Genomic DNA, 22,378 nt, shown 5'->3' with positions numbered 1-22,378 from the left:
CCCCAATCACTGTGATCGTGCACACCACGTTCATCACGGAGGCTTGTTGCGCTTCGTCCATACCCCCAATCACTGTGATCGTGCACACCACGTTCATCACGGAGGCTTGTTGCGTTTCGTCCATACCTGCAATCGGCGTCATTCTCGTCCGTAATCCACGCATTTTGGTAGTACAATAATAATGACAATACAAGCACCATCATAAATATTTAAATAATCTTAAAGGAATACATCTATGACTATCTATCAGTTCTCCGCCCGACGAATTGACGGTTCAACCCAATCACTGGCCGACTTTCGCGATCAGGTGTTGCTGATTGTTAATGTAGCCAGCATGTGTGGTCTGGCTCCTCAATACGCCGGTCTCGAACAGCTTTATCGCCGTTATCGAGATCAGGGCTTCACAGTATTGGGCTTTCCAAGCAACCAGTTTATGCAGGAACCACGCAATAATGAAGCAATTGCCGAATTTTGTGAGCGTACATATCAGGTGACCTTCCCCCTCTTTGCCAAAATTGATGTTAACGGACCGAACGAACACCCGTTGTTTACCTATTTGAAGACCCAACTACCCGGTCTGTTTGGCAGCACAGCGATCAAATGGAACTTTACTAAATTCCTGGTTGATCGCAATGGCAAACCATACCGCCGGTACGCCCCAACCGATCTGCCATCGCAGATCGAAGACGACATCATGTTGCTCCTACGGCAACAGCCCAAATCTTTTAGTGCATAGTTATAAGTGTCTGCACTTTATTTGAGCTTGGGGCAATCAGGTGCGACAGCTACAGGAAGTTGCTCTTTCTGACGGGCAAATCTGCAACGAGTCGCCATGGTATCCAGACGATCGCCTGATCTGCGCCCGTATGTTTGATATTCCAACCCGCAGTCCGACTCTGACCATTCGGGCACGGAGTATCGCAGCCGGCGGGATATGGTCGCGCATGGCCGTGCGGATCCGCAGGGGACAGCCATCCAGCAGGACGACGACCCGTGGGGGAGCGCTGCGGGTAGTGACAGTCCAGGCTGGCCACGCCCCGATGACGGCAACGAATCGCGCGGATACCGGCCAAGCGCCTGACGCCGGCGGGTGGGTGTGGTATCATTCCCGGTATGATGATCCCGACAGCATCCGGACGAAGACCAATCCGATCACCGAGGCGTTTCTGGACTACTTGTTCCAACGGCTGCAAAGAGTAAGGTGTCAACATCCCATGGAATCACATGTACCTGGTGGATGTGGATTGAGCGTGAGGGAGCGTTAAGGACGAGATGTTAAGCTACGGTTCTTTCACGTGCAAACGACGACAGCAACAGACATCGTGGCGCTAATGGAGGAGACGGCACGTCACGGTGCTGTGTTCTGGACCGCAGCGGAAGACCGCCCTATTCTGCCCGAGGAATGATTGTCCGTTGTGCAGTCATGGAAGCAGGAAGACATACGCCCCTTCGCTGAGTGGGGAGTATCCTTCCACATCCGTTTCGCAGAACTTCCCGATATATCTCCGTATTTCGGCATCGACCAGTTCGATTCCAAGCAGCAGCGCAACCAATTTTTTGTTGTCAGAAAGGTGCTGTTTGAGGACCAACAGCATTTTACCGAACCGCTGGCGCAACGGCTGGTGGAACTGGGGCAGGCGCTCTATCCCATGGTTCGGCTGGGGCTGGGGTTTGTGGACGGCGATAATGAGGTTGACCCCAAAGATGCCCTTAAACTGAGCCTCAACCACATCGCCTTGGTCAACTTCTTCGGCCCGGCGTATGTGGCGAAATACGGCCGGGACTTCCTGCCGAGTCTGCCTGGCTACAAGACCGAGCTCCTGCCCGACGGCGGTGTGTTCCATCAGCTCTCGCCCACCTTCGTGGCTCCCAGCGAGGCGGAGGCCAATACCATGCGCCAGGCGGTCATCGCCTACTGCGCTTGCCATGGGCGGTATGTCAACTGCTGGGCGCCGCTCGTCGTCCCCAGCCTCACGCCGATCCCTGCTCCCCAGAACACCACCACCGATGAGTAGCTGCAGGCCTACCTGGATCGGATACTGACCCACACCCTGGTGCTGAAGGATGGCACGCGGGTCAAGCCTATCTATATCCCGTAGGCAGAGCTGACACCCACGCAGCGGACAATGGTGCTGGCGGGCCATCCGACAGGCGGTGATTGCCGAGATCAAGCGGTCCCGGGGGCGCCTCATTTGCCTGGAGTTCAACACGATCCCGGACGACCTGGACCGGAATGCTGGCCGACCTGGCCGGTCGCGATAAACCTCACATGGTATGGGTGGAGGAGCCAACGATGGGGCCTTAGGGTGCGGTGCGCTCGAGGCGACACACCTGACAGGCAACGGTGGTGCAGCGCGGCGGTGTGCCCACCACGCCACAGGACCTGAAGCGCTCCGCCGATGCGCTGAACAACCCACTGAAATACACTGACCCGACGGGGCATCTGCCGCTACTGCCAGTGCTTCTACTGCTGAAAGCGATTGATGATGGTTGGATGGCGTGAGATGCTGTTCAAGCCATCCGCACGCTGGCCGACCCACAGGCTACCGCTGTGGACCGGTAGCATCATGAATCCCAATAGCCAATCACCTGCTCGTCGTGGTATACCAGTATGCTGTGAAGCGTCTATGCAGTACGAGTACACTATTATCACCGACCACTTTCAGTTTTATGTGGAAGACGAGGAATGTGGTGCTGATACCAGTACGATCTGGGATACGAGCCAGGTGAATGGCCTGCTTGCGTTCAATAGATGCCTGATGAGTATCGGAACCGTGCGTTATGGCGGTGAAACACGGGTCATCGTCCAGGTACTCGATAGAAGACCGATAGACGCATTTGACGAGTATGATCACGTTGTCAAAGCAAGCATCGACGTACCATCGGGACGCCTGATGGTATGGTCGCCGGAAAACGGATTCAGCACGGCGCCGCGTATCAGTGTTAAGTCTGGCATCCATGGAGTAGGGGTGTGCTACGGAAATATCAGCACAGTTACGGACACGAATGTCACTTCCAGTAAGGATTATTATAAAGTGGCGCTCTGGCCTGCTGAAAAGTAACCAGTCAGGGTGCTCAAGTAGAGAAGTTCTGCTCTAACACCAACTGCTGCGCTGCATAACCCGACAACGGTGTCGGCATGGAAGAGACACTCACCAACTATCAACCATCCAGAGCACATATACCGTATGGAAACACTACCACACCCAATGTGCCCACCTGCAGCTCGTGACATCCCGGGTATGCAACACCTCACCTACTGTGTGACAACGCATACTGCACTCCATCACGAAGATCAGCACGAGTCACAATCGTGCTTAGATCAACCCCAAGTGCAACCAGCGTCTGCGCAACATCAGGACGAATCCCGGTGATCACCAACTGTGCACCGAGCAAGCGCAACGACGTTGCACATTGCAAAATAGCATGCGCAACCTGAGTATCAATTATCGGTACCCCGGTCACATCGAGCACAACAATGCGTGTCTGTCGGCGCTGCACCGCCTGTAAAAGCGACTCGATTAACGTTGCCGCCCGCGCACTGTCGAATGCACCGACCATCGGCGCCAGAAGTACTCGTGTGGCAACTTCGAGCAAGGGCGTCGACAGCTCGGCCAGCAATGCCGTCTGCGTTGCAATAACCTCTTCACGCACCGCCAGTTGCCGACGCAGCTCCTCTGCCTTTTTCAATTCAGTGATGTCAATTCGCAATCCAACGATCCCCCCATCGGCCGTCCGGCGCTCAACAATCCGAATCCAACGCCCATCGGCAAGGTGTTGTTCAACCGGTTCGAGTGCGGTATGTTTCCGCAACCGCTCCGCAACCCACTCGTCAACCCGCCCGATCGCTTCAGCGTATTGTCCCCGCTCTGCACCAATGCGGATCATTTCGGCAAACGGACGGCCAGGCGTTATCAGATCGGCACTGATGACATACAATTCGCGATAGCGCCGATTGCAGAGGACGATCCGATCCTCTTTGTCGAGTAGCAGAAAGCCCTCTTCCAGACTGTCCAGTGCGCTTAAAATCACATCAAGCTGATGCTGTGCTGCACGTTGCGCAGTTAACAGCGCTGTCACTTCTACAACCTGAGCAGTCAATGCGGACTCACTGCGCCGGATCATGACTTGAACGTGACGTGTCGGATCACGTCGCAACGGCGCTGCCAATTGCAGTGGCGGATCCTCGGCAGAGAGTGTTGCAATCCATTGCCTGGCTGCTGCAACCTCAGACTCGTTCCAGGCCATAATCTGCGCACAGGCTTCCACCAGGTCTCCCGCAACTTCTCTGCCATCATTCAACTCCAGCCATAAACGATTACACTGCACGGACCCTTCATTAGGTGCATAGACGGTCGGCAACGGTAAAGTATCCAGCATTGCTTTACTCTCGCTAACGTGCATCAGAACCTCTGAGAATACGCGTGCATTATAATCCACCTGATATGAACTGATAAAGCTGTACCATCTACACTCCGTAATGCACGTGCCGCATAGAACTTATTTCATTAAGCTGTGCTGCCGTGCTACCCGACCATCGCATAGGTTCACGCACGCTTGCTCGTCACCAAAGCCAGTATATCTTGCTCGTAGTACGCCGGTTTGGAAGCGAGGAGTGCTAACTAACATCTCCGGTGCAATAACTTGCTGGCTTGGTTACCTTGCTCACTCGTCATGCGCGTGTCGCAGAGTGTGGAGAGCGGCAACCACGCTATCGCACCGGCCATGCTCACAATCCGGCGCGGTCACGCCATTGACTCTACCGGTCACGGGGATACTGTGTGTGCCCGTCACGATTGGAATCTGTCAGTAATGAACGAGATCATTTCCAGAACCGTTAACCACATTACAGCACAAGTTCTGGTTCGGCACGCGGCAGCACGGCTTCCTCATGCGTGATCGTCACGAGCATCTGGCCTGTCGGTGATAAATGAGCTGCATTCATACAACTTTATCCGTAATTGTGTCGTTCGCTGCGGCAAAGTGTGGTATAACAATGATATGGTGCAAAATATTTGCAAAGTATTGACAAAAGGAGAAGGGTTATGACGCTAAACGGCATACATGCCCTGGTGACCGGCGGTAGCCGTGGTCTGGGTCGAGCCAGTGCGCTGGCGCTGGCCCGTGCCGGCGCTCAGGTTTCCGTGTTAGCCCGCAGTGCCGATGAAGTTGCCGAAACGGTCTGGCTTATTGAAGAAAGCGGCCAGCTTGGCTTTGGGCTGACGGCTGATGTGCGTGACAGTGCGCAACTAAACCAGGCCGTGGCTCAGGCTTACGACCACTTTGGCCCTATCCGCGTATTGGTTGCTGCTGCCGGTGTTGGTCTGCGTGCCCCGATTCAGGAGACCAGCGAAGAGCAGTGGGATGCAGTGATCGATACGCTTCTCAAAGGAGTGTTCCTGAGTGCTCGTGCAGTCATTCCCCAGATGATTGAAGCTGGTGGTGGCAACATTATTGTCATTGGTGCACCGCTTGAACGCATCGCCGTACCCGGTTTCGCCGCCTACTATGCGGCCAAAGCTGGCGTCGACGGTCTAGCCCGGGTAATGGCCAAAGACCTTCGTCGCTTCGGGATTAATGTCAATATCGTGCATCCTGGTGGCTTTGCCGATACGCATATGGTACGTACAACAGTACCAGAGGTACGTACCGGCCTGCTTAGCCCTGATGAGATTGGACCGGTGGTGGTTGAACTGGCTGCCCTACCACCACGAAGCCAGAGTGGGCAGACGATTGATGCCCATGCGCGAAAATGAGTGCAAAATTAATCCGTACATGATCTTGACAAAACCTGTGCAAAGATCGAAAATATACTCATCCAAAATCTTTGAAGAGGCGTATATCCAGATAGCGAATTATTAACGCCTCGCAAATAACGGTCGCAGAGTTGTTGCCGTCAACGGAGATTGAAGGAGTACTGCCGTGAAAGCCTTCCCTCAAAAGCACGCCGCCGATAGTGAAATGGAGCCGGAATTGTCCGCGGAGGCCACCGAACTCGATGCTGAGTGGGATGGCGATGTTGAGCCCGAACCAGAGGATCTCGAGGTCGCAGAACCGGTGTCACTCGATGACTTCGAGGGTGAGGGTGATTTTGAGCCAGTAGAAGATTCAGTACAGCTTTATTTGCAAGAGATTGGGCAGGTCCCGCTGCTTACCGCCGAAGAGGAAGTAGAGTTGGCCTGGCAGTACAGTCGCGGTAAAGAGGCACGGCAACGTCTACGCAACGAGGATTTCGCCGACGACCGCGAACGGATGCGCTTGGAGATGGAAATGGCTCGCGGTGAAGAGGCTCGTCGGCGCCTGATTCAGGCTAATCTGCGCCTGGTGGTGAGTGTAGCGAAGAAGTATATCGGTAGTCCGATGGCCTTCATGGATCTCGTGCAAGAGGGTAATATCGGCCTGATGCGTGCAGTCGAGAAGTTCGACTACACGAAGGGTAATCGCTTCAGCACGTATGCCACCTGGTGGATCCGTCAGGCCGTAACTAGGGCTATCGCCGAGCATAGCCGTCTTATCCGTCTCCCCGTTCATCTCAGCGAGTCGATTGTGCATCTGCGCCGCGCCATCTATCGCCTCGAACAGGAGCTAGAGCGCGAACCAACTGCCGAAGAGCTGGCTCATGCTCTCAATATGAGTGTGCGCAAAGTCAAGCGGCTGATCCGCGCTTCAACCCAGCCTATCTCGCTCGAACAACCGCTCAACAACGAGCAGGAAGGTCGGGTGAGTGAAACCCTGGCCGATGAGACGGTGGCCTCACCAATGGAGATCGCCGAGCAGAAGATGCTCCACGCTGAGCTAACGGCTGCTCTGAACGAGTTGCCTGAACGTGAACGCAAGATTCTCCAGTTGCGTTACGGCCTGATTGATGGTCAACGCCGCACCCTCGAAGAGGTTGGGGCAACCTTTGGTATCACGCGCGAACGCACCCGCCAGATCGAGGCCGAAGCGTTGCGTCGCCTGCGCCATCCCAACGTTGTTCAGCGGTTACATAGCTATCTGGACTAGAACTGGTTTCACAAACAGATACCGGAAGAACAGCGAAGGGCGACACACATGTCGCCCTTCTTGCATTATGTCACCTCTGACAGCACGCGCCGCTAACGCTCCCAAAACATCAGCCACTAATACAATACCGGACATTCACAGATAATCATCGTTCAGGTGAGAGCCTCGTGCAGAAGCGTTAGCGGGTATGCCATCAGCAAGTCGCCATTGGGTGTTGGCGACGTAGGGGTACGGCATGCCGCACCCCTACCACCTTCGAGGTAATCGGTAGCTGGTGTGTCGTGATCCCTACTCTACCAGATTTGATATAACCGGCAGACGCCCTACACCCGCCCGTACAACCCGGTCAGATACGCCAGATGATGAGCCAGATCGAAATTGAGCTGGTCGCTTCGCATGCGCCACGCCCAATTACCTTCCGCTCTGCCCGGCAGATTAAGCCGTGCCCATGAACCCAATCCCAACACATCTTGCATGGGAATAATGGCCGTATCAGCGACCGACATCAAGGCCGCCCGAATAAAATCCCACGCGATATGATCGTCACGTGCACCCAGATAATCCCGCACGTGCTGGCGAGTACGTTCATCCAGCGTTGACCACCAGCCAACCGTCGTATCATTATCGTGAGTACCGGTATACACCACGAGGTCGCGGGTATAGTTGTGCGGTAAGTAGCTGCCGGTCGCGTCTCCACTCCAGGCAAATTGCAAAACTGCCATGCCGGGAAACCCAAGTTGTTGGCGTAACGCTTCAACATCCGGCGTAATCAGTCCCAAATCCTCAGCGATGATCGGCAACGAACCCAACCGGGACTGCACCGCTTTAAAGAGGGCTGCGCCAGGGCCGGGCACCCAGCGCCCTTCGAGCGCCGTTTCTGCCATCGCCGGCACTTCCCAATACGCTGCAAACCCACGGAAGTGATCGATGCGCACGATGTCTACCAACTGCAAGAGCACCCGAAATCGCTCAATCCACCAGTCATACTGCCGTTCCGCCAGCCGATCCCAGCGGTAGAGCGGATTACCCCAGCGTTGACCGGTAGGACTAAAGTAGTCTGGTGGCACACCGGCAACGACGGTTAGATTACCTGCATCATCCAGGTGGAAGATATCGGGATTGGCCCAGACATCTGCACTGTCGAACGCTACAAAAATCGGCAGATCACCGATAATCTGAATACCACGCTCATTCGCGTACCGGCGCAGTGTAGCCCACTGGCTGAAAAAGAGCCATTGCAAGAATTGCTGAAAGCGAATGCGATCCGCCAGCCGCTGACGAGCCTCTGCCAGAGCCGTCGGTTTACGTTGCGCCAGAGCTGCATCCCAGCGGTTCCATGGCGCACCCCGGTAGGCTTCCTTCAGCGCCGCAAAGAGCGCAAATGTGTCTAACCACACATGCTGTTCGTCACAGAATCGTGCAAATGCCGCCCGCTGTTCTGCACTACCATGCGCGAGAAAACGGGCAAACGCCCACTCTAAACGAGTCAGCTTCCAGGGAATGATCGCACCGTAGTCGATCCAATCACCGTTGCTACCCGGTGCCCCAACCAGCGCCCCCTCATCAAGCCATCCCATCCGCACCAGTTGTTCAAGTGAAATGAGCAACGGATTCCCTGCCAGGGCCGACAAACCGGCATACGGCGAGTCACCATAGCTGGTTGGGCCAAGCGGCATAATTTGCCAGCGTCGCTGCTTCGCCGTTGCCAGCCAGTCTACAAACCGGTACGCCATGTCACCAATATCGCCAATCCCTCCGCTGCCCGGTAACGCCGAAGGATGGAGGAGAACACCACTAACCCGCCGACCGCTCATGTACCACCTCAAGTCGCTCAATCATCTATTTCGTTGCATGCGCAATTATAACATAAAAAACTATTTGCAAGATCGTCAATACTCGCTCTTACCCCGCATTTGCGAACCCGCAGCCCGCTGTAGCAAGCGTGGAGATTGTTTCCAGCCTGCTCGCTGCCGCACCCTTTCCTGCCCGACCGTCGGTCAGCGCCCCCACTGCCGTCACCACACCGCACCCTTCCCCGCCCGACCGTCGGTCTGCGCCCCCACTGCCGTCACCGCCTTGTGGAGTTCTGCAACGACAGTTCACCAATCACTGACCCATTCCCCACTCACCATTCCCCACTCACCATTCCCCATTCCCCATTCCCCACTCCCACCTCACGTTGTGCTACAATTCGATAAAACGTATCATAATGCTTACGGTTCCAACATGAATGTTACCCGCCCACTCTTAATCTTGCTACTCGCTGGTGCCAGTTATCTGGCTGCTCAAAGCACCGGTCAACGCCTCTTTTTCCACCTGAGCTACATTCTGGCCGGTTTACCTCTGGTAGCGCTCGTCTGGACGTGGCTCAATTTGCGTGGCCTAAGCATCGAGCGTGAACACTCCAGCCTCCGCGCCAGCGTTGGTGAATATACGCGGGAACGAATTACGATTCGTAACCGCTGGTGGTTACCCAAACTGTGGATTGAGCTACAAGACGAGTCGGATCTCCCCAACCACGAAGCCGGTTTCGTCACCTATCTGGGTAGCCGCGAGACAACACGCTGGACAACACGCACACTATGTACTCATCGCGGACGGTTCAGACTCGGCCCAACCCGGATCATCAGTAGCGATCCGTTCGGCCTCTTCCGCTTCTCGCGCCTGATTGGCGGTGGTAGCGAGATCATCGTCTATCCACCTACCGAGGTCTTGCCCGATGTTCGACTGCCCGGTGCCGACCTGGTCGGTGGATCATCGAGCCTCATCCGCACACATACGATGACTCCCAATGTTGCGACGATCCGTGATTATCAACCCGGCGATAGCCTGAACCGCATTCACTGGCGCAGTACTGCCCGTCACGGACGGCTGATGGTCAAAGAATTCGAGCTAGACCCGTTCGCCGACATCTATCTCATTCTCGATTGCAATGAGCGAGCGGTCGTGCGTATGCCATCAGCACAACCGGAACGCGATGAACGGCAGAGCGCTGCCTGGTGGCAGCGCCAACCTCCACCTCGCCATCGCCCACCACCCGACTCCACGGAAGAGCATGCAGTGTATGTTGCTGCTTCGCTTGCCCGTACCCTGCTTGCCCAAAACCGGATCGTTGGCCTGCTCGCCTGGAGTGAACGACTTGAGGTCATTCCGGCTGAACGTGAGGAGCGTCAGCTCTGGAAGATGCTCGAATTGCTGGCAGTCATACGTGCCGTCGGTCAGCATTCGCTGGCCGAACTCCTGATCGCCGAGGGGCAGCGCTTCGGGCGTGATACGACACTGATCATTATTACGTCCGATCTCGATCCACGCTGGATTACTGCCCTGCAACAACATCTCTACCGTGGGGCACGGGCGGCTGTAATTTTCATCGATCCGCACAGTTATGGCAGTTGGAATGATCCAACCCCACTCCTCAACCATCTCACCAGCTTACGGATCGATGTCTACCATGTCCAGCGCGGTGAAGCGTTAGCCGAGTCGTTGCGCTTCCCACTGCAATCAGGAACGCAGTAATAGTATCTCTGACCCTTAAACAAAACTCCTGTGGTCAGGCCATTGAGCATCTCATTGCAATCACCAATGTAGTACTAACGTCGAGAAGGAATAATTAACTATTGCATTCTGATACTGGTGCGCAGTACAATAAAATCGTTGTACTGCGCATTGTAATTCATAGTGTACCTGCTCTTGTGTAAGTGATGAGAGAACACGAATGGCTCACCAGACACTCGCGAGAATCCAGACCACACCTGCCAGAAAACGATTGTTCCTTCTTGCCCTCATTCTTGTCTGCACAATCAGTATGATCTTTGGCGCGGCACTGTCGGTCTTTGCTGCCGGTACGCTAACTGTTCAGGTCTATCTGGATAGTGATCGTGACGGTACATTCGACAGTGGTGAGACCGGGATCGGTGGGGTTCAAATCGCCGTCTACTCTGCTGAGAGTGTGATCGTTGGGCTGAACACGACCGATGCCGGCGGGCAGGTTGTCTTCCCCGCGCTTCCCGATGGTGATTACCGCATCGAGGTTAGCAATATCGGCGCCCGCGTTGTATCAGTACCGGGGCCTGATAACCCCGGTTTGTTGTCGTTTGTAACCATTGCTGGCGGTGCCGTCACCCAACGCATTGGTCTGCGAGAGCTTGACGGTGGTTCGATAGATACCGGTGCTCCGGTTGGTACCCGCAGCATTTCGGTGCGGGTCTGGGACGACAGTGATGCCGATGGGATTCAGGATGCCGGTGAGCCAGAGTTCAGCGGTCTGCCGATCCGCTTGGTTGACAGCATTGGCAACACGGTTGCCGGACCGGTAAATACCGATGCATTAGGCCGGGCCACGTTCAACAACGCTCCGACAGGTGCCGGGTATCGAGTGCGTATCCTGGCGTCTGACATCCCTACGGGTTACATCGTCACCCAATCCTTTGTCAACGACGGCGATCCCAATCCCGGTATCCGCGACTCAAATGCAGTGCTGACCGGTGGCAACGTCGAAGCATCGTTCCCCAATACCGGACGCGGCGTTAATATCGACAATGTTGATATCGGTTTCACCCGTGGTGCCATCAGTGGTTTCGTCTGGCGCGATAACAATCGGAATGGATTGTGGGATACGACCGAGCCTCGCCTGAACGGGGTTACTGTCCAACTGGTAAACACGTCAACGTCAACCACTGTCGCAACCACAATCACCCGTCAGCGCATCGGCTCTACTCTGCCTGAAGAGGGGGGTATCTTCGTCTTCCCTAGCTTACAACTTAACACAACCTATCAGGTCGTGATTCCAAACAGCCAGTTTGCCAGTGGGGCCCTGCTCTTCGGCGCGGCCAATTCACCAAATGCGACCGGCGGTGACGTGGGTTCGCCAGACGGTGTGCCTGCGGGTAATGTTACCGGGCCATCCATCACCCCGACCACAGGAACAAACACCCGCACCGATCAGCGCTTTGGTTTCTACAAGGGTGTGGTCGGCGATTTTGTCTGGCTTGATGACGACAACGATGGTTTGCAAGACGCGGGTGAAATTGGTATCAACGGCGTGACCGTCTTTGTTGACGATGGTCGCGGCGGTGGTACCGCCAACGACGGCACTCGCAATGGCGGAGAGATTGCTACCGTTACCTCCAATAATCCCAACACTGGCCAGCCTGGCTACTACCTATTCGATGATTTGCCGTTAGGGAGCACATATCGCATTGTGATCGACCCGGCTAACTTCCAACCCGGCGGGGCACTGGTAGGGTTAGGCAATTCTACAGGCACTGCTGCAACCAACACCAACGGTGATCGCTACGTTTATATTGAAACGACCGTCGATGACACCACACCCGAAGACATCGATGTCGATTTTGGTATGACCCGGGTCAGTATTGGTAACCGGGTGTTTGAAGATGCGAATGGGGATGGCGTGTTCGATTCGGGTGAAGCAGGCATTCCAAATGTTACGATTAGTGCCTATCGGGCCAGCGACAATACGCTTCTGGGCACTGCTACAAGTGACACCAGTGGATTGTACAACCTCCCTGGTCTGCCTGCCGAGCCGATCTACGCCACCTTTGACCTCTCAACCGCCGGTGCCGGATACATCGGTTTCGTCGGTAGTCTACAGCCATCCAGTGCAACGATTGATCCAACTGAGACCACATATCCAGACTACAGCGATCTCATATCTAATGTCAGTGGCAGCGTCTGGCGTACCGACATTTTTACCCCGACCTTAAACACGGCAAACAATGGCATTGATGCCGGCTTCTATCGTCCAGTACGCATTGTCGTCCGTGTCTTTGGGGAGACGGTGACGATCAACAACACTCTTGAAGGTGGTGAACCTGGAATTAGCGGGGTCACCGTTCAAGTCACCGGCACCGAAACGCAGACGATCCCAACAAATGTTGGCGGAGAGGCCATCTTCAACTTGCGCCCTGGTTCGTATACGGTAACAGTTACTGCACCAAGCGGCTATCAAGCTTCTCCCGGTAATACCGGTAGTGCTACCTTCTCGAATTTGAGTAGTCAAGCAGTAGTGAGTGCAGACTTTGGTTACTACCGTCCGGGTAGCATAAGCGGCCTTGCCTTCTTCGATGCCAATGCCGATGGTCTGGCTAACAGCGGCGAGCCACGTCTACGCAATGTTACCGTTGAACTTGTTGACACTTCTAATACTGTAGTTGCTACCACAACGACTGCGACGAATGGCACATATACATTCAACAATATTCTGCCTGCCAATTACACAGTGCGCTTCACCAATCCTGATACCGGCAACTATGTCTTTATCACCGGTGGTGATAGCGATGTAACTACCGCCGGAAATGTTGCCACCAGTAGCACGAATACGCTGACCGTCCCCTATAACGGCTCCCTAACCAACATCGATGCCGGTTTCCGTGGTCAGACGACGGTCAGTGGTCGTATCTTTGAAGATAACAATGCCGACAATCTGCAAGATGCTGGTGACACCAATCTGAGTGGTGCCACCGTTACGTTGACGGTAACCGCGAATCTGACCAATCTGGTCGCCACCTATCAGGCAACCCTCAACACGCCTGCCCCCACCTATGCTTTTAACAACTTACCCGGTGGCAACGGGGTGAGTTACACCGTAACCTTTGCTCCGCCATCTTCTACCTATATTGCCAGTGACGCCAATGTCGGTAGTGATGATACGATTGATAGTGATGGCCCGATCGTCACCATCACCAATCCCGCGGCTGGCGGAACGATTGCGAATGTCGATCAGGGTTACTTCCGTAACGTAACCATCACCGCCCGCGTCTTCCGCGAATCGTCGGCTGGACGTAACAATCAGTGGGATAGCGGTGAAAATGGGATTGTCGGTGTTCGAGTCTTCCTTGAACAGGGTGGCACACCGGTACTGACCGGAACCACGACAACAGGTGGCCTGGTGACCTTTTCTGCTCGCCCTGGTTCGTATGACCTCAACATTGACGAAAGTTCAACGGCCCTCAGTGGTCTCTTACCCTCCTCAGGTTCAACAGCCGCTGTGCCGGTAGCCGGTTCACCATTGAGTAGTGGTGGTAGTTCGCAAACTGAAACAACACCGCCGGGTACGACCAACGTCTTCGGGTTCTATACCTTTGGCACAGTCAGCGGACGAGTCTTCTTTGACGGCACTACCGGCCCGGCAGACAATCTGGCCAGTGGTGAGCCGGGGATCGGTGGGGTAACAGTACGATTGCTGAACACGGCAAATGGAATCGTAGCAAGCACAACAACCGGCAGTAACGGTAACTTCACCATCAATAATGTTGAGGGAGCAAGCTATCGCCTCGAATTTGTCAATCCCGACTCGACCAATTTCAGTTTCGTAGCGACAAATACCGATGATAACAACATTGCGACGCTTGTTGGAACCGACGGACGCACCGATCTGTTCACGGTCACCGATGGTCAAACCACGAATCGCTCGGCGGCTTTGATCGGCACCGGTACTGTCAACGGTATCACCTTCATTGACGGCGATTATGATGGGCAGCGCGGTGGTACAAACGACGGGCTGCTCGCAAATGTTACGGTCAATCTGACGGCAACGGTCAGTCTGCCCAATTTGAACACTACCATCACGCGCAGTGTAGCCAGTGCTAGCAACGGAAACTACAGCTTTAGCGGCCTGCCTGCCTCTATCTTCTCGCTGAGTTTCACGCCGCCGGTGGCGACTCCAGCCTATCAGGTCACGCAGGCTGATCAGGGAAGTAATGTCAGTGACAGCGATGGTACGGCGGAACTGACCAATCAGACACTAAGTTCCGGTGCAACCGAAAGCCGCGACCAGGGTTACTATCAGAATGTCACTGTTAGCGCACGGGTGTTCAACGAAACAGTGACGGTTAACAACTCCTTCGAGAGCGGTGAAGCCGGCATCCGGCTGATTCCAGTATCATTCAGTGGCCCAGTTAGTGGCATGATCCCGACCGATCTCTCCGGCATTGCGACCTTTAGCGGCCCGCCCGGTACTTACACGGTAATCATCGTTAGCGATCCTTCCGGTTTCACTCGTTCGCCGGGCAATACTGGCACGGCTAGTACCGGTCTGATCGTGAGTGGGCAGACAGCAACCACAGTACCGTTTGGCTACTACCGCACAGCCCAAATAAGTGGCACTGTCTGGTTTGACACCGACAGTGATGGCCTGCTCGATAGTGGCGAACCCGGGATGCAAGGCGTTAGCGTAAGGTTAATTGGGAATAGCAGCGGCCCCGGTACTCCGGTTACGACTGACGTGAACGGTGCATTCACCATCACCGGTATCGAACCAACCGGTCTGACGAACGCGACATATCAGGTTTGTGTCATGCTCCCAACCGGCTTTACACCAACAACTCAGGGCAGCACTCTCACGACCGACAACAATAGTGATATTGACTCAAGCGGTTGTACAGCTACCTTTACTGTTACATCAGCGGCAAACATTGCCTACATTGATGCCAGTTTGCGCGGTGCACTATCTATTGGCGACCTGGTATGGGAAGACACCAACGCTAACGGCATCCAGGATAGCGGTGAGCAGGCGCTCGATGGTGTAACAGTGACAGTTCTCGTTACGACGACCGGTAATGTTATCAATACTACCAACCCATCGTTCACATTGAGCACCGTCTCGACCACTGCTAGTGGTTTGAATCCTAACTACACTATTGGCAACATTCCACCGGGCAGCACAGTGACGATCCAGACGGTTGAGCGGTTTGGTTATCTCTTAAGTGCAGCGAATCAGGGTGGTAACCCGGCCAACGATAGCAATGCCGTTGGCAGTAGTGTCACACTCAACGCCAGCAACACGACTATTGACTTTGGCCTCTATCGCACAACGGCTGTTGGCGATACTGTCTGGCTTGACCTCAACGGTAACGGACTGTTCGACAGTGGTGAACCTGGACTGCCCGGTATTACGATCACGCTGCGTGATGATGATGGAGCAGTAGTGACAACCACACAGACACTAGCGAATGGGAGCTATGCATTCAGCAACCTCACTCCAGGCAGCTATTCGTTGCAGTTGAGCTTGCCCGCCGGCTACACGACCACCAACAATGGAATCGGTTCCATCGCCGTTGACAACGACAACGATTTCCGCAATGATGGCACAACCGCGACCTTTACTCTCACCAGCGGACAGGCGTTGGCAGGCATCGATGCCGGCTTGCGCGGAACCGGTAGCGTGAGCGGTATCGTCTGGTTCGACACTAATGAAAACAATATCCGTGATCCATCAGAAACCAACCGTGTTAGTAGCGTCAGAGTCACCGTTATTTACACGCCAACACTGACGCCGACACTGCCACAGATGGTTGAAGTCGCCACTGATACCAATGGTGCATACGCTGTAACCGATTTACCACCAGGTCAGGTTAGGGTTATCTTTGTTAATCGGCTCGGTTACCTGCCGGCACAACCCAATGTCGGCGATGACGCTACCGATAGCGATGGGCCTGAATTAACCTTCACGCTCAATGCCGGACAGAGTGTGACCATAGATATGGGTTACTACCCGCGGGTCATGCTCTTCTTGCCAATGACCATCGCGCAAGGTCCGCCGGATCTGATCGTCAGCGTACAGGCAACGCCAACCAGCCCGAACAAGAATATACCTGTTACCTATCGCGTCACGGTCACTAATGTGGGCCGCGAACCGGCCAGCAACTTCTGGGTCGATCTCTTCGTCAACCCTAGCCGACCACCGAACGTTAACGAACCGTGGAACGAGCTGGCACGGCAAGGACTCGCTTGGTTCTTCGATGGTACGCTCCAGCCTGGCGAGAGCGTGACCCTGATCAGCTTCCCACGCAGTACGACTAATCCGTTCGGATATGATCCGGCTGCCAGTTCACCGACGTGGAATGGACGCCTGCCACCTGGCCGCAACACAATCTATGTCTACGTCGATAGCTGGAACCGCAACGTATCGGGTGATATACGGTCACCGTTCGGCGCCATCGAAGAGGGTAATGAGACAAACAATCGTGCTGACATCACTATCGTGGTATCAGAATAGGTTAATACCCTGCGGGTTGTCAGCACACCTGCTATACAACCCGCAGGACACAACGGTGATATAGCATAACAGAGCGGCTGATGTTACAATTGTCTCCGTGGCGATTGTTGTCTGCGCCAGCCACACTTGCAACCGCTAAAGGGGTAAGGAGTTGCTTATGCAACGACGAATGATCAGCTTTGGTATGATGATTTGCGGCGTGATCGCAATGGTCATTGGTTTCACGTTGCTACCACTTCCCACGCCGTCGACCGCAGCACCAGCGCTGCAACCATCGCCACGTCCAACTATACCGCCGGTCAATATCGTGCCTACCAGCGAGCCAACGGTAGTACCGATGGGTCGGGTTACCGGGACGATTATTGATTTACGAACACATGCGCCTGCTCCCGATATCGCCGTACAAGTCGGCAATGCAGTAGTCTACAGTGACAATAATGGTAATTATGATCGTTGGGTTGAGTCGGGATTCTATGTGCTGGCCCTGCAATTAACCCCAGAGCAGGGATCACCCGGCCAGCCACCGCTGGAGATTGCCGTTGGCCCTGGCGATACGGTGGTTGCCCATCTCTTCTTTACCAGTCCGGCTCCCAATAACGCTACAGAGTCAGGACTGACCGTGGAAGCTCCAACGGCGGCACCAGTTCCACCACCAGCAGTAGCTCCGGCCATACCTGAGTCCATTCCACCAAAACTGCCTTTTACCGGTATTGATACCGACAGCGAGTCGGCACCAGCAGGGAATAGCAATCAGTTGCCGAATCGCCTGCCCCGCACAGCTACAAACACACCGTTCAATGCATCATTCTGGTTTGTGGTTGGCTTCATCTTGCTGATCGGAGGTCTGGGGTTTCAATTCTGGCCGGTGCGTCAGTCATCGGTTTCTCGCGAAGATCATCTTCTCGCCGAACTGCTGACCACACCACCGGCATCGAGGGAAGAATTGCTGCGGCAGCTTCTCTCTGATCCGACTGAGCGCTGAAGATCACCGGCAAGAACGTTACGTATGTCCAGTCACCCTTTCTGTCAATTTTGATTTGCACAAAGTATGTCGCACCGACAGCACTTCCACGGGGACGGGTTTGGAACCCGTCCCTACCACCAAACGCGCCAAACGTTAAGGATCATATCAAATCTGACAACATACCATGCATGGTACGCGATCCTACATGTCCCCTTTCACTTCCCGCTTGCTCCTCATCCCTCGTGATGGGCGGCACCCGTTGCGGATGGCGCCACTGCTGACGGCATCGCTACGTGCATCAGCTCACCCGCGTTCATCCAGGTCGCGTCGGTGATGCCCATAGTTCATCACCGATGGAAATGATAGTCACGGATCACGGCATATTCGGTGAGATGCCGTCATGGCCGGGATCACGCAAGATGTGATACTATCCGAGTCAATATTACCGGGTAGGCGAAGGTCATGCCTCTACCTGCCCGTTAAAGTGACGTGCCTGATTATCCCAATGACAACGGTTTAGACTGTCACCTAGGGTACAATCACCGCTCTACCGGCAATTCGTCGATTCTTGAAATCGTCAATCGCCTGGTTGATCTGGTCGAGCCGGTATTGCTGACCGTGCAGCTTGACCCGACCTTCAGCATTCAGTTCCATCAGTTCAACCAGCTCGACGTAGTTACCAACTAGGCTGCCTTCAATGGCGATTTCAGTAATGATCATGTGTACGGTTGGTACATGCACTGCCCCGCCATAGCCAACCACAAAATGGGTTCCACCCTGCCGCAGCATTTGCCACGAGACCTGCTCGGCACCCAGTTCGCCGACGAAGTCAATCACCACGTGAGCGCCACCGTGCGTTAGCTCCTTCACCTCTTGCACGATGGTATCACTGCCATCGAGCACGTAGTGCGCCCCCAAATTACGCGCTAACTGACGAGCCGCCTCTGAACGATCAATGGCAATAATGCGTGCCCCGCACAATTCACGTACCGATTGCAATGCAATATGCCCTAACCCACCAACACCGAGGATGACACAGTACTGGCCGGGATTTAACTTCCGGGCAGCCTTTTTCGCCACCCGATAAGCGGTAATACCGGCATCGGCCAGGGGTGCAACATCAACTGGCGCCACGTTAGGATTGAGCTTAATCAACGCCCGTTCGTTGGTGAGCATGTACTCAGCGAAACCACCATCACAATTGAGACCAGGGAAACTACCGTGCTCGCAGTACATGTCCTCACCGCGTCGGCAACCAAGGCAGACACCACACGAGCGTAACGGATGGCAGATAACCGGATCACCGACCTTGACAGAGGTCACGCCAGGCCCAACCTCTTCAACCCAACCTGCGTTCTCGTGGCCAAGGATGTAGGGGAGCAGCGTGCGTTGAGGGTCTTGAATATCTTTCCAAACCCCTTCAATGATGTGCAGATCGGTACGACACAAACCGGCTGCGCCGACACGAACGATAACGTCTCCGGGTTTGGTGATCTTCGGCAATGACACGTCTTCGAGTTGGAGTTGGACATTAAGATGTTCATCGTACTCGTGGAGACGGGCAGCACGCATAAGGTTTGTCCTCTCTATTCAATCATCAGGCGATCACCCACACTGGAATAGTCGTACTGACGTTCAGGAAAGAACTGTGTACGCAGCAGTCCTTCACAAAGGCTGGTGTTGAAGGCAATGTTGAGCCGGGCCGAGCGGGAGTAGCGCAGGTAGGCCGGTAATTCAACTTCTGCGATAGGACGATCTTCAACAGTTGTGAACAGGTAGGCATCGGCCGTCAGCGCCAGATGCAACCGGCGCCGTTTGTGAAGATAACGGCGTAAATCGGCTGCAGCCAGCGCCACTCGCTGCGGTGGTTTCGTTTGCAGCAACAGATCCTCACCTTGAACCATCACGTCACCGATTCGCAACGCCAGAATCACCGCATCGGCCAAACCGGCCTGACGCATTCGGCGAATCAAGACATCCTGCCGCCCCAGAAAACCCTTGACAGTGAATGTATGACGCAATGCTGCGAGATCGGCCTGTCGATCAACGTCATTGGGGAAGGTCTCGGCAAAGCTACGACCGGCATTCACCCCACGGTTGATCTCGTCTTCCAGACAGTTGTTGTGGACGATCACGGTAACCTGAGTCACGCCCGGAACCTGCGCTACCTCGTGGCGAATGTCTTGCGACATCATAAAGACGAAATTTGGAGCGCACCAGAACGTAGGCACCGTGTAGGTCACCGTGACGTGACCATCGGCCACATGCACCTCATTGACAAACCCCAATTCGGTGATTGGCGTATCAAGTTCGGGATCGTACACCTCAGCCAGCGCACGATAAACCTCGGTAAGCGTCGGCATTGGCAGGCACCTTTCACGCAACCGCAGGTGTAGCGCCATCAAGCACAACCGGCATATTCCGAAGCTGAGCCTTCTTCGCTTCAACATCGATACCGTAGAGACGGGCAGCATTCAGACCGAGAATCTTCTCCTTGGTCTCCAGGGTGAGCTTCACCCCAAACTCAGCCTCGAGATCGGCCGGCAGCTCAAACGCCATAAACTTCTCGATCAGCCAGCCCGGCGTCCAGAGAGCATAATCACTGGCAAAGGTCAGCTTATCCGGGCCGAGCCAGTAGAGTAGATTCGCTATCACTTCGGCGAAATAGCGTGGGCGCGAGTGAATGAACGGCATCACCACCGCCAGGCCACCCCAGACATTGGTCTCCTGGGTTGCAATCCAGCAGAAGTCTTCCAGACGCGGCAGACCACAATGCTCGACGATAAAGGTCAGGCCGGGAAAATCGGTTGCTACGTGGTCAACATCAGCGACATCAAACGCATCGCGATCAAGTGGCCAGATAGTGGGTCCTTTGTGAATGTGAATGTTCGTAATGCCAAGCCGCTCACACTCTTCGAAGAAGCGGTAAGCTGCCGGATCATTTAACTTCCAGCCACGTGAACCATTGTGCCACTCGGCCGTGTAGAGCTTGACCCCCTGAATGTCATACTGCGCTTTTGCCTGGCGCAGGGCATTCAGACCAAGCGGGCCGTCTTCGCCATGGCGTGGATCAAATGAACCGTTCAGAATCACCCGTTCAGGAAAGGCCTCTTTCAACTGGGCGTTACGTTCAATAGGGTTAAACCCGGTGAAGTAGAAATCAAAGAGGTTCGTTGACTGAAGAATGCACATATCAACGTACCCTTCAACAAACAGATCACGCGCCATGTCGGTCACCGAATAGTGCTGATAGTGTTCGAGCGTCCACACCTTATCGGCGGGTGACAGATTCTTGTGGTAGGCGTAAAAGCAATCGATCCAGCCTTTCCCCAGCTTACCGCGCTGATTCTCCGGACTGGCATCCCACAAATGGGTATGGGCATCAATAACGAAGATCTCATGCCCATCAGCAGTGCGATACATAAGTGCCTCCTGTCCTCAATGACACTGATCACCAACCTTGTGACCGGGATTCGTGGGAAGTGGGATGACTTCATCGTAGCAGGGGCGAAGATATGGTGCGGTGAAAAAGTGGTGAAAAAACGAGCGCAAGTGGTAGACGCTCCGATTGAGGTGTGGTATAACCAGATTACCGCAACCAGACAGGTGGATAGCAGGTTTCAGGCGCAGGGAGGCGCTATGAGCAGAGCAACGCTGCATATAACGACCATGGCCGATCTTGCCCCTCTGGTGTGGCAAATTGCGACGCTACGTGAACAGTTTCTCGCCAACACCGAGGTCGATCTCTCGCCAATGCGCACGGTCATCCGCGAGTCGTGGCAACGGTGTCGGGCATTCACCGTTAATGCCGATCTCAATCTGGCCCGCTTTGCTACCACCAGCGATCAACAATTGCGCGATCTGCACGAGTTAAACGTGGCATTTCTGCGTGCTGCCAGCCCGGTATTGCTTCGCTTACGAGCAACACTCGGTAATGCCGGATATGTTATTGCGATCAGCGATGCCGAGGGCACCCTGCTCGATGTTGATGGTGATCCTGCCTGTTACCGTAAACTGGCTCGCAAAGGCTTACTGCCGGGTAGCAACTGGAGTGAAGCAGTGGCCGGAACCAATGCGATAGGTGTTGCGCTGGTCACCGGTCATGTGGTGCAACTGATAGGTGCCGAACATTATTGCAGCGGCTGGCAAGACGTAACTTGCACGGCGGCACCGGTGTTCCACCCTGATAATGGGTCGTTAATTGGCGTGCTCGATATTACCGGCGACTATCGGCTGGTACGCCCTTTTTTAACCGGCATTATGGCCGCGGCTGCGGCTGAGGTGCAACGTCGGTACCGCCTGGAGCGCATCAAACAACCGATCCGACCACGAACGTTTCCCGGCTGGACACCACTGACAATGACCGGTTCAACAACGACGAGTGGTGAGCCAGC

Annotated in this window: 12 protein-coding genes and 2 pseudogenes; 9 read left to right on the top strand and 5 right to left on the bottom strand. The window is 54.7% G+C overall.

Annotated elements, in window-relative coordinates; translation table 11 throughout:
- Positions 1-235 precede the first annotated feature (235 nt).
- The 3 genes from VAE55_RS09075 to VAE55_RS09065 all read left to right on the top strand — a co-directional run bounded on the left by VAE55_RS09075 (position 236) and on the right by VAE55_RS09065 (position 3,062).
- Complete coding sequence (locus VAE55_RS09075; protein ID WP_322815465.1) at positions 236-736, top strand: glutathione peroxidase; 501 nt, start codon at positions 236-238, stop codon at positions 734-736.
- 679 nt (positions 737-1,415) lie between these two features.
- Positions 1,416-2,015, top strand: a complete 600-nt coding sequence (locus VAE55_RS09070; protein ID WP_322815464.1) for a hypothetical protein — start codon at positions 1,416-1,418, stop codon at positions 2,013-2,015.
- A 612-nt stretch (positions 2,016-2,627) separates the two neighbouring features.
- Positions 2,628-3,062 carry a hypothetical protein gene (locus VAE55_RS09065; RefSeq protein WP_322815463.1) on the top strand — a complete coding sequence of 145 codons (435 nt, stop codon included), beginning with the start codon at positions 2,628-2,630 and terminating at the stop codon, positions 3,060-3,062.
- A 190-nt stretch (positions 3,063-3,252) separates the two neighbouring features.
- Here the strand turns inward: VAE55_RS09065 and VAE55_RS09060 are convergent, their stop codons facing one another.
- Positions 3,253-4,329: a PAS-domain containing protein gene (locus VAE55_RS09060; protein WP_322815462.1), complete on the bottom strand. Its 1,077-nt coding sequence runs from the start codon at positions 4,327-4,329 to the stop codon at positions 3,253-3,255.
- A gap of 716 nt (positions 4,330-5,045) precedes the next feature.
- On the opposite strand from VAE55_RS09060, the gene VAE55_RS09055 reads away from it, so the two are divergent.
- Both VAE55_RS09055 and VAE55_RS09050 read left to right on the top strand, forming a co-directional pair.
- Positions 5,046-5,756: an SDR family oxidoreductase gene (locus tag VAE55_RS09055; protein WP_322815461.1), complete on the top strand. Its 711-nt coding sequence runs from the start codon at positions 5,046-5,048 to the stop codon at positions 5,754-5,756.
- A gap of 166 nt (positions 5,757-5,922) precedes the next feature.
- Positions 5,923-7,005 (top strand): sigma-70 family RNA polymerase sigma factor, encoded by a 1,083-nt coding sequence (locus tag VAE55_RS09050; RefSeq protein WP_322815460.1) that lies wholly within the window; start codon positions 5,923-5,925, stop codon positions 7,003-7,005.
- 323 nt (positions 7,006-7,328) lie between these two features.
- Here the strand turns inward: VAE55_RS09050 and malQ are convergent, their stop codons facing one another.
- Positions 7,329-8,819, bottom strand: a complete 1,491-nt coding sequence (gene malQ / locus VAE55_RS09045; protein ID WP_322815459.1) for a 4-alpha-glucanotransferase — start codon at positions 8,817-8,819, stop codon at positions 7,329-7,331.
- A gap of 412 nt (positions 8,820-9,231) precedes the next feature.
- On the opposite strand from malQ, the gene VAE55_RS09040 reads away from it, so the two are divergent.
- The 3 genes and pseudogenes from VAE55_RS09040 to VAE55_RS09030 all read left to right on the top strand — a co-directional run bounded on the left by VAE55_RS09040 (position 9,232) and on the right by VAE55_RS09030 (position 18,002).
- Positions 9,232-10,521, top strand: coding sequence for a DUF58 domain-containing protein (locus tag VAE55_RS09040; RefSeq protein WP_322815458.1), 1,290 nt, complete (start codon positions 9,232-9,234; stop codon positions 10,519-10,521).
- Positions 10,522-10,720: 199 nt separating this feature from the next.
- Positions 10,721-16,450, top strand: a pseudogene (locus VAE55_RS09035) (SdrD B-like domain-containing protein); the annotation flags it as partial.
- A gap of 727 nt (positions 16,451-17,177) precedes the next feature.
- The gene (locus VAE55_RS09030) at positions 17,178-18,002 is read left to right on the top strand and encodes a hypothetical protein (RefSeq protein WP_322815456.1); all 825 of its coding nucleotides are present in this window, start codon (positions 17,178-17,180) and stop codon (positions 18,000-18,002) included.
- 510 nt (positions 18,003-18,512) lie between these two features.
- Here the strand turns inward: VAE55_RS09030 and VAE55_RS09025 are convergent.
- From VAE55_RS09025 to VAE55_RS09015, 3 genes are read right to left on the bottom strand one after another with little or no spacing between them, the layout of a single operon-like run.
- Positions 18,513-19,556, bottom strand: coding sequence for an NAD(P)-dependent alcohol dehydrogenase (locus VAE55_RS09025; RefSeq protein ID WP_322815455.1), 1,044 nt, complete (start codon positions 19,554-19,556; stop codon positions 18,513-18,515).
- A gap of 14 nt (positions 19,557-19,570) precedes the next feature.
- Positions 19,571-20,347 carry an iron-sulfur cluster assembly protein gene (locus VAE55_RS09020; RefSeq protein WP_322815454.1) on the bottom strand — a complete coding sequence of 259 codons (777 nt, stop codon included), beginning with the start codon at positions 20,345-20,347 and terminating at the stop codon, positions 19,571-19,573.
- 13 nt (positions 20,348-20,360) lie between these two features.
- On the bottom strand, positions 20,361-21,407 hold the full coding sequence (locus VAE55_RS09015; RefSeq protein WP_322815453.1) for an amidohydrolase family protein: 1,047 nt from the start codon (positions 21,405-21,407) through the stop codon (positions 20,361-20,363).
- Positions 21,408-21,623: 216 nt separating this feature from the next.
- On the opposite strand from VAE55_RS09015, the pseudogene VAE55_RS09010 reads away from it, so the two are divergent.
- Positions 21,624-22,378: pseudogene (locus tag VAE55_RS09010) on the top strand (ATPase); the annotation flags it as partial.

The sequence above is a fragment of the Chloroflexus sp. genome, from assembly GCF_034432675.1.
GTDB lineage: Bacteria > Chloroflexota > Chloroflexia > Chloroflexales > Chloroflexaceae > Chloroflexus.
This window is presented reverse-complemented; position numbering and strand designations above follow the sequence as displayed.